Annotated in this window: 7 protein-coding genes; 4 read left to right on the top strand and 3 right to left on the bottom strand. The window is 62.3% G+C overall.

Translation table 11 applies throughout. The features are described 5' to 3' along the window. The first annotated feature begins 221 nt into the window (after positions 1-221). Complete coding sequence (locus V8P77_RS28740) at positions 222-2,177, top strand: GTP-binding protein (protein ID WP_335915476.1); 1,956 nt, start codon at positions 222-224, stop codon at positions 2,175-2,177. A 176-nt stretch (positions 2,178-2,353) separates the two neighbouring features. On the opposite strand, the gene V8P77_RS28735 is transcribed toward V8P77_RS28740, so the two are convergent. Then, a complete protein-coding gene (locus V8P77_RS28735) occupies positions 2,354-3,400 on the bottom strand; it encodes an NAD(P)-dependent alcohol dehydrogenase (protein WP_027668605.1) in 1,047 nt (348 codons plus the stop codon). Between the two features lie 202 nt (positions 3,401-3,602). Here V8P77_RS28735 and V8P77_RS28730 point away from each other — a divergent pair, with 202 nt between their 5' ends. The 3 genes from V8P77_RS28730 to V8P77_RS28720 all read left to right on the top strand — a co-directional run bounded on the left by V8P77_RS28730 (position 3,603) and on the right by V8P77_RS28720 (position 7,360). Next, positions 3,603-4,511: an AraC family transcriptional regulator gene (locus V8P77_RS28730; RefSeq protein WP_335915475.1), complete on the top strand. Its 909-nt coding sequence runs from the start codon at positions 3,603-3,605 to the stop codon at positions 4,509-4,511. A gap of 108 nt (positions 4,512-4,619) precedes the next feature. After that, positions 4,620-5,678: a glycosyltransferase family 2 protein gene (locus V8P77_RS28725; RefSeq protein ID WP_335915474.1), complete on the top strand. Its 1,059-nt coding sequence runs from the start codon at positions 4,620-4,622 to the stop codon at positions 5,676-5,678. Then, positions 5,678-7,360, top strand: a complete 1,683-nt coding sequence (locus V8P77_RS28720) for a hypothetical protein (protein WP_335915473.1) — start codon at positions 5,678-5,680, stop codon at positions 7,358-7,360. The genes V8P77_RS28725 and V8P77_RS28720 overlap by 1 nt, the downstream gene beginning before the upstream one ends. A gap of 82 nt (positions 7,361-7,442) precedes the next feature. Here the strand turns inward: V8P77_RS28720 and V8P77_RS28715 are convergent, their stop codons facing one another. Both V8P77_RS28715 and V8P77_RS28710 read right to left on the bottom strand, forming a co-directional pair. Beyond that, complete coding sequence (locus V8P77_RS28715) at positions 7,443-7,808, bottom strand: DUF4087 domain-containing protein (RefSeq protein ID WP_335915472.1); 366 nt, start codon at positions 7,806-7,808, stop codon at positions 7,443-7,445. Between the two features lie 22 nt (positions 7,809-7,830). Beyond that, positions 7,831-8,268: a hypothetical protein gene (locus tag V8P77_RS28710; RefSeq protein ID WP_335915471.1), complete on the bottom strand. Its 438-nt coding sequence runs from the start codon at positions 8,266-8,268 to the stop codon at positions 7,831-7,833. Between the last annotated feature and the right edge of the window lie 99 nt (positions 8,269-8,367).

Genomic DNA, 8,367 nt, shown 5'->3' with positions numbered 1-8,367 from the left:
GTACCGAGCACGCCGTTACACAATATAGCCAAGGCGTGTTTGCGGCATGAAGAGCAATGCCCACGCTTGACATATCTCCGCACACGCTCTTAGCATTCTACCCGCGTCTCCCCATCACCGGGGTGACACATCCAGCCGTCGCCACCAGCAGGTAGAGGTTCCAATGCGCCGACTCATTTCTCACGAAAATCACATCCGAATTTCTGAGAAGTTGGTGGTCCATGCGCACTTTGAATCTGGGCATCCTCGCCCATGTGGATGCAGGCAAGACTAGCCTTACCGAAAGGCTGCTTTTTGACGCCGGCGTCATCGACAAGCTCGGCAGCGTCGATACCGGCAATACACAGACGGACACTCTCGAACTCGAACGGCAACGCGGCATCACGATCAGGGCCGCGGTGGTGTCGTTTGCGATCGGCGATAGGGTCGTCAATCTGATCGATACACCCGGCCACCCCGATTTCATCGCCGAGGTCGAGCGGGTGCTGGGATTGCTCGACGCGGCCGTCGTCGTCGTTTCGGCTGTCGAAAGCGTGCAGGCGCAGACGCGCGTTCTGGTACGGGCGCTGCGGCGGCTCGGCGTTCCCTTCATCTTCTTCGTCAACAAGGTCGATCGCCTCGGCGCCCGTTATCAGGAAGTGCTGGAGGCACTTGCCGCGCAGCTCTCGGTCCGGCCAATCGCCATGTCCGCGGTTATCGATGCCGGCAGCAAACTTGCCGGGGTGGAGGCGCGCTCTCCGGGATGCGAGCCGCTTTCTTCGGCGCTCTGCGAGGCGCTCTGCGAAAACGACGAAGCACTGCTCGAGGATTATGTGCTCGCCCCCGAGCGCCTGACGGAGGAAAGGCTTGGCCACTCTCTAGCCGGTCAGGTGGCGCGCGGCCTCGTGCATCCCGTCTTTGCAGGCGCTGCGATGACCGGTGTCGGCATAGCCGCGCTGGCAACGGCCATTGCGACGATCTTGCCGGAGCGGCGCCCCAATCCGGTTGGTCCGGTTGCCGGCAACATATTCAAGATCGAGCGCGGCTGGGGCGGGGAAAAGCTGTGCTATCTCTCACTGACCTCAGGCACGGTGCGGCTCCGGCAATATCTGGATCTGCCGACAGGCCGGCAAAGAGTAACCGCGATCCAGCTTTTCGAGGAAGGCCGCAGCCATGGTGTCGACAGCTTCCGCGCCGGGCAGATCGCGCGTGTCGGCGGCCTAACCGGTGCCCGGATCGGCGATGCGGTGGGCGGCGATCCGCTCTCCGCCAGACGGGCTTACTTCGCGCCGCCGACGCTGGAAACCCGAGTTCTTGCCCGGCGACCTTCCGAGAAGGCGGCGCTGTGGCTTGCGCTGAACCAGATGGCCGAACAGGATCCGCTGATCAATCTGCGCCGGAACGAGGAAACGGACGAGGTCTTCGTTTCGCTCTATGGCGAGGTGCAGAAGGAGGTTATCCAGTCGACCCTGCTGACGGATTTCGGCCTCGACGCCAGCTTCGAGGAAAGTACGGTCATTCTGGTCGAGAGGCCTGTAGGAACTGGGACCGGCTTACAGATCCTCTTCAAGGAACCCAATCCCTTCCTGGCGACGGTAGGTCTGCGGGTCGAGCCGCGGCCTGCCGGCGCGGGCAACAGCTTCGCGCTGGAAGTGGATGTCGGCCAGATGCCGGCAGCCTTTTACCGGGCCGTCGAGGAAACCGTGTTCGAGACGCTGAAGCAAGGTGTTTTCGGTTGGCAGGTCATCGATTGCCACGTGGCGATGACGGCAGCCCGGCACAGTTCGCCGGCAAGCGCCGCCGCCGATTTTCGCCAGCTGACGCCCTGGGTGCTGGCAACGGCGCTATCGGCCGCTGAAACCGTCATCTGCGAGCCGGTCGACGGTTTCCATCTCGAAGCGCCGGCGGAGAGTTTGAGTGGCGTGCTCACCTTGCTTGCCAAATCGGCAGCGGTGACGACGGGTTCCGTGATTGCCGATGGCGTAGCGCGGCTCGAAGGCACTCTGGCGTCTCAGATGGTCCAGAGCGTCCATCAGCAATTGCCGGGGCTGACGAGCGGGGTGGGGACGATGGAAACCGGCTTCGATCACTACGCCCCGATGGCCGGGCCGCCGCGCCTGCGCCGGCGTTCGGGGCCTGATCCGTTCAATCCAGTCGAATATCTGCTGCGGCTGCAGTCCACGAGATCCTCCTGCTGAAGTGCGCAGGCCAGAGGCCGGAACATCGAGCACGAGCGGGGCGCTCCGATGCGGCGGGCAGAAGCGGCGTTGACCGGCGATGCTTCGAGGCGACCCTTTGGATCGCACCCCAGCATAAGGACGGATGGAGGATGCCTTTATCAAAAAGGCGGCTCTCGCGAGCCGCCTCTCATTCCTCAGGCTGCCAGCGAGGCGATGTCGATGACGAAGCGGTAGCGGACGTCGCTTTTCAGGACGCGTTCATAGGCTTCGTTGACCTGCTGGATGTTGATCTTCTCGATCTCGGAGACGATGTTGTGCTCGCCGCAGAAGTCGAGCATTTCCTGGGTTTCCTTGATCGAGCCGATCATCGAGCCGGAAATGCTCTTGCGGCCGGGGATGATCGAGAAGGCATGCACGGGGATTGGGTTTTCCGGCGCCCCGACCACCACGAAGGAACCATCCACCTTCAGCAGGCCGAGATAGGCATTCCAGTCGATCTCGGCGCTGACGGTGCAGATGATCAGGTCGAAAGTGCCGGCGAGCTTCGTGAAGGTTTCCGGGTCGTTGGTGGCGTAATATTCCTTGGCGCCGAGCTTCAGCCCATCTTCCTTCTTGGAAAGGCTCTGGGACAGAACGGTGATGTCGGCGCCCATGGCCGCACCCAGCTTGACGCCCATATGGCCGAGGCCGCCCATGCCGACGATCGCGACCTTCTTGCCGGGGCCGGCATTCCAGTGGCGCAGCGGCGAGTAGAGCGTGATGCCGGCGCAGAGCAGCGGCGCGGAGGCATCGAGTGGCAGATTGTCCGGAATGGACATGACATAGCCCTCCCGAACGACGATCGAGTCGGAATAGCCGCCCTGGGTCCGTGTCTTGCGGTCAGCTTCGAAGTCATTGTAGGTGCCGGCGAGCCCTGGCATATACTGTTCCCGATCGAGGTCGCGCTCGGCGCAGCCGATGCAGGAATCGACGAAGCAGCCGACGCCGACGCGGTCGCCGACCTTAAACTTGGTCACGGCGGAGCCGACGGCCGAGACGATGCCGGCAATCTCATGGCCCGGCACGATCGGATAGACGGCGTTCTTCCATTCGTTGCGGACAGTGTGGATGTCCGAATGGCAGATGCCGGCAAACTTGATGTCGATGACGACGTCATCGGGGTTCGGGTTGCGGCGTTCGAAGGTGAAAGGGGTCAGCGGCTTGGAAGCGTCGGTCGCGGCGTAGCCTCTTGCAATAGGCATGGGAACCTTCCTTTTCGATTGTGGAGGGGTTGAACGGGATGGCGGACTATTGCCCGGAACTGCGTCAGAGGGTTAGAGCGATCCTCTCAGCTTTTTGCACGATCCTGCAAAAGTGAGACGCCTACCTGTTTGCGAAATGGCGAAGACACTCTAGATAGGGCGTTATACCCGGCGTCAGACAGTTGACAGAAAGAGTTGCCCCATGACTTTGCCTTTCAGCCCGTATCAGGAGATCGTCGACATCGCGCTGCGCTTCGCGCCTGGTGACGGCGAGTTCTCAACTGATATCGGCAATCTTCATGTCAGCCGCCGGTCCAGGCCCAGCGATCCGCTGCACAGCAGCTATCGGCCGTGTTTCGCCTTTGTACTGCAGGGGGCCAAGAGCCTGCGCCTCGGCACGGAACTTATCAGCTACGGGACCGGCGACTATCTGCTGACCTCGCTTGACCTGCCGGTCGCCTGGCGCGTCACCGAGGCAAGCCCCGAGGTTCCGCATCTCTGCCTGGGGCTGGCAATCGATTCCGAAAAGCTGCTGGAATTACTCAGCCGCATCGATATTCCGCGTCCGGCCGCTCATACCGACGGGCAGCGCGGGATGGCGGTCAATGTCGCTCCGCCGGAGCTCCTGGATGCTGCCGTCCGGCTGCTGCGTTTGCTCGATCGTCCGGGCGACATTCCCGCCATGGCGCCGCTGATCGAGCAGGAAATCCTCTACCGGGTGCTGACCGGGCCGGATGGCGCGCGGCTGATCAACATCGCCACATCAGATAGCCACAGCAACAGGATTGCGCGCGCCGTTGCATGGCTGAAGGAGAATTTCGCGCGGCCGCTGCGCATCGAAGACCTCGCCGACCGCGTCAGCATGAGCGTGTCGTCGTTCCATCACCACTTCAAGTCGGTCACGGCAATGACGCCGGTGCAGTATCAGAAGCAGCTTCGCCTGCACGAGGCGCGCCGGCTGATGCTGGTGGAGCGGCTCGACGCGGGCACGGCCGGTCATCGCGTCGGCTATCAGAGCCCGTCGCAGTTCAGCCGCGAATACAGCCGCCTCTACGGCGCTTCACCGGTCCGCGATGTCGACGGCGCCCGCGATGTCATGGCGGCGGAATAGAGTACCGCGCCCAGCAAGAACGTGCCAAAGCGCGGTGCGATCATTAAAGGATTGTTTGACGTTTCCGACTAGTCTTGCGGCAGATATCAAGCAGGCCCAGATGTCCGCATGACGCAAGCACCGTTTCTCTCCATCGTCGCTCCTTGTCACAACGAGGAAGAGGGCTTGCGCGAATTCTGCCGCCGCGCCGCCGCTGCCGCCCATAGCGTTGCCGGCGATGGCTTCGAGCTCATTCTCGTCGATGACGGCTCGTCCGACCGCACCTGGGAGATCATCTCCGATCTGGCGGCCGATGTGCCGCAGCTGCTCGGCGTTCGTCTTCTGCGCAATCACGGCCACCAGCTGGCATCTACGGCGGGTCTTGCCGCGTCGCGGGGCGAGCGCGTGCTTTTGATCGACGCCGATCTTCAGGATCCGCCCGAGCTGCTTTTGATGATGATGCCGATCATGGAGCGCGGCGCCGATGTCGTGTACGGCCAGCGTACGCGCCGCCAGGGCGAAACCTGGTTCAAGCTCGCCTCCGCTTCGCTTTTTTATCGCGCCCTGTCCAAGCTCGCTTCTGTGACCATCCCGCGCGACACCGGCGATTTCCGGCTGATGCGCCGGCGCGTCGTCGATATCCTGCTGGCGATGCCGGAGCGCGATCGTTTCATCCGCGGCATGGTCAGCTGGATCGGCGGCAGGCAGGTGGCGCTGCCTTACGAGCGTGACGCCCGTTTTGCCGGCACGACGAAATATCCTCTGCGAAAGATGATCAATTTCGCTCTCGATGCGATCACCAGCTTTTCGACGACGCCGCTGCGCATCAGCACTTGGCTTGGTATGATGAGCGCGGGCGTCGCGATCGCGTTGCTCGGCTACACCTTCGTTCGCTGGCTGCAGGGCGAGACGGTGACCGGCTGGTCGTCGATCATGGCCGCGGTCAGCGCCTTCAGCGCCATCCAGCTGATCTGCATCGGCATCATCGGCGAGTATCTCGGCCGTCTGGTACAAGAGAGCAAGAAGCGGCCGATGTTCATGGTCGAGACGATCGTGCGCGGCAGTGAACACGCCGAGCTGTCGACGGCTTTTTCGGAGATGAGCGCCAGCGATAAACGCGCCGCGCTGGATGCGGCCTTTGCATCCGAAGAGCCGCCGCGCTCGCAAAAGAACAGCCGGATCGGATAATGGACCGGATTGCAGCGCCTGCTGTGGCCGCAGCCGGGCCTGAGGAATCGATCGCCAGGCAGGATTCCACTATTGCGATTTCCGCTTTCGTCGGACTTGCCGCGGCTTTGGTTCTCCTGTTTCCCTTTCCGCCGGTTCTCGATTACGCCAATCACTACGCCCGTATCTGGCTCCTTTCGGGCGGGATCGGCGAGCAGCCGTTTCCTGAGATCTATGCGGTCGATTGGAACCGCACCTTCACCAATGTCGGGATCGACGTTCTGGCCACCTGGCTGGGGCCGCTTGTCGGGGCAGACAGGCTTGCGCGGGCTTTGCTCTTCCTGGCGATCGTGCTGCCGCCGCTCGGGGCAATCGGCCTGCACCGCGCGCTTTTCGGCGGCCGGCACCATTGGCAGGTCGCCATGCTGTCGCTCGGCTGGTGCGCCACCATGATCGGCGGTTTCATCAACTTCCAGATCGGCCTCGGCATGGCGCTCGCCTTCGCCTGCGTCGATCTGCGGCTGCAGCGCGGAAATCCCGCCCTGGTTTTTGCCTGGCGGCTCGCCGCCGCGCTGCTGCTGACGGTGATGCATCTCTTCGCGCTTGGTTTCTATATGGCGATCGTCTGCGGCCTCGAATTTTCCTGGCGCATCGATATCGTGCGGTCGAAGGCGGGGTTGGTAAGGCTCGCCGGCCGGTTGGCAGTGGCGCTCGGCGCCTGCGTTCTGCCGCCGCTCGCGCTCTATCTCCATACGGCGGCTTTGCCCAACGCCGGCGGCAACGGCCTCGGCCTTGCCTGGAACGACGGCATCATCCTGATCGTCCTTAATCTGCTCTCCGCCATCACGACCTATGTCCCGGTGGTGGATGTCGTGCTGGTTCTGCCGCTGATACTGATCTGCACACGTGCCGTACGCGCGGGCGACATCCGCATGCATGCGGGGCTTGCCGTTGCCGCCTGCGGCCTGCTGCTTCTGTCCTGTGTTTCGCCTCGCCACATGCTCGGCACCGGATGGATCAGTTGGCGCTTTCCGATCATGACGGCGCTCGTCGCCATGGCGATGGTGTGCCCGTTCGCCAATCTGACGCGCCGGCAAGCGCTGTTGCTGGCACTCATCATCAATCTCGCAGTCTTCGGCCGCACCGGCTGGGTCGGCTGGAACTGGTGGCTGGCACAGAAGGATGTTGCCGCCATCGAGACTGTGCTTAAAAAAGTGCCGGCCGGTGCAGCCGTGCTGCCTCTGGGACATGAACCCGAGACAGTGAGCAGTCTTGCCCACTCCAACCGGTATTTTGCCTGGGGGTTCGATACTTTCCGGCACCTGCCGACGCTTGCCGTGCCGTTGTCGCATGCTTTCGTGCCGACGCTCTTCACGGCAAAAGGCAAGCAGCCGCTCTCCGTTCTGCCGCCATGGTCTGAGATCGCGGTTCCCGAGGGCAATCTGCTGTCGATCGGCGTGCTTTCATGCCCGGCAATGATGCAGGAATATAGAAACTTTACGCCTTATCTGTCGGATTGGCGCAGGCGTTTCGATTTCATCCTCGTCGCCAATGCCGATATCCCCGACCGCTATGTCGGCACCTTGATGCCGGCGGGCCTGACGCTGGTCGAAGATGCGGGTTTCGCAAAGCTTTACGCGATCGACAAGACAATGCTAGCGGATACTCTCTTGATCCCCGCTGCTTGCGCCAGGGCGTCATAGGCTGCGGCTCTTCGCGGATCAACTGCCTCTGGACGATTGGATCATGATCGCGGCCGCCACCCGGTGTTCGGGCGATAGTTGGTCAGCCGGGGAATTTAAGCGCCTTGTCGGCGCGGCATTTGGCGAGCTTTAACTGACGGAAGGAGAGGATGCGGGTGATGCGATCCTTGCCATCCGTCTCGACGCTCATGCAGGCGCAGGCATAGCCATAATTGCCGTTGGTTTTGACATAATCATGTTCGGAGATGTCGGAGATCAGCTCCATGCCTTCGACCTCGCCGGCATCGTCGCCCTGGGTCATGATTGTCCAGGTATTCTCCGCGTCCTCCAACCACCAGTTGGCGGGCGTCGGATTCTCGATCCAGCCGCAGCGCGTTTCGGCGGTCCGCGCATTGGCTGCGACGACAAGAGCCGCGATCATGACCGCGGCGGCTATCCGGTATCTCATTGCCTTTTCTCCTCGACAAATATCAATTGTTGATCGCGATGATCGCCCAATGGCTCGCCTCGCAGGCGTTGTCCTCGCAAATCGCGCTCATCCAGACGGCGCCGCCGGCGAGCATGACGCCGTCGTTGTTGACGAAGAGATCGTCATATTGTTGGCGCCCGACGGCGCGGTCGTCGAAATTGTCGATGAAATCCTCGGCGTTCTCGACGTCGTAGGTCTCGCCGTTGGCCTTGACCGTCAGCGGATATTCGGCAAGGCCGGCGATGGTCTCGCCGTCTCCCGAGCGCATCGCCCGAACGAGTTGGCGCAGCGGCCGATCGAAGCTCGCGGCATCGCCGTGCAGTTCCTCGATGCGGTTATAGACCTCGTTTTCCGACTGGGGGAAGGCGCCGGTGCTCGGAAGCGCAGTTCCCAGAAGCATCGTTCCGGCGAGGAGAAGGGCTGCAGACAGGCGCGGCATGGAAGGCTCCGGCAAATGGCGTGGTGCGGCGTTATGCGGTCCCTGATGTAGTGCGCCTATCCAATTCTGGTGTCTCATCCAGCTTTCCCGTATAAAAAA

The organism is Rhizobium aouanii (assembly GCF_037002925.1).
Classification (GTDB): domain Bacteria; phylum Pseudomonadota; class Alphaproteobacteria; order Rhizobiales; family Rhizobiaceae; genus Rhizobium; species Rhizobium aouanii.
This window is presented reverse-complemented; position numbering and strand designations above follow the sequence as displayed.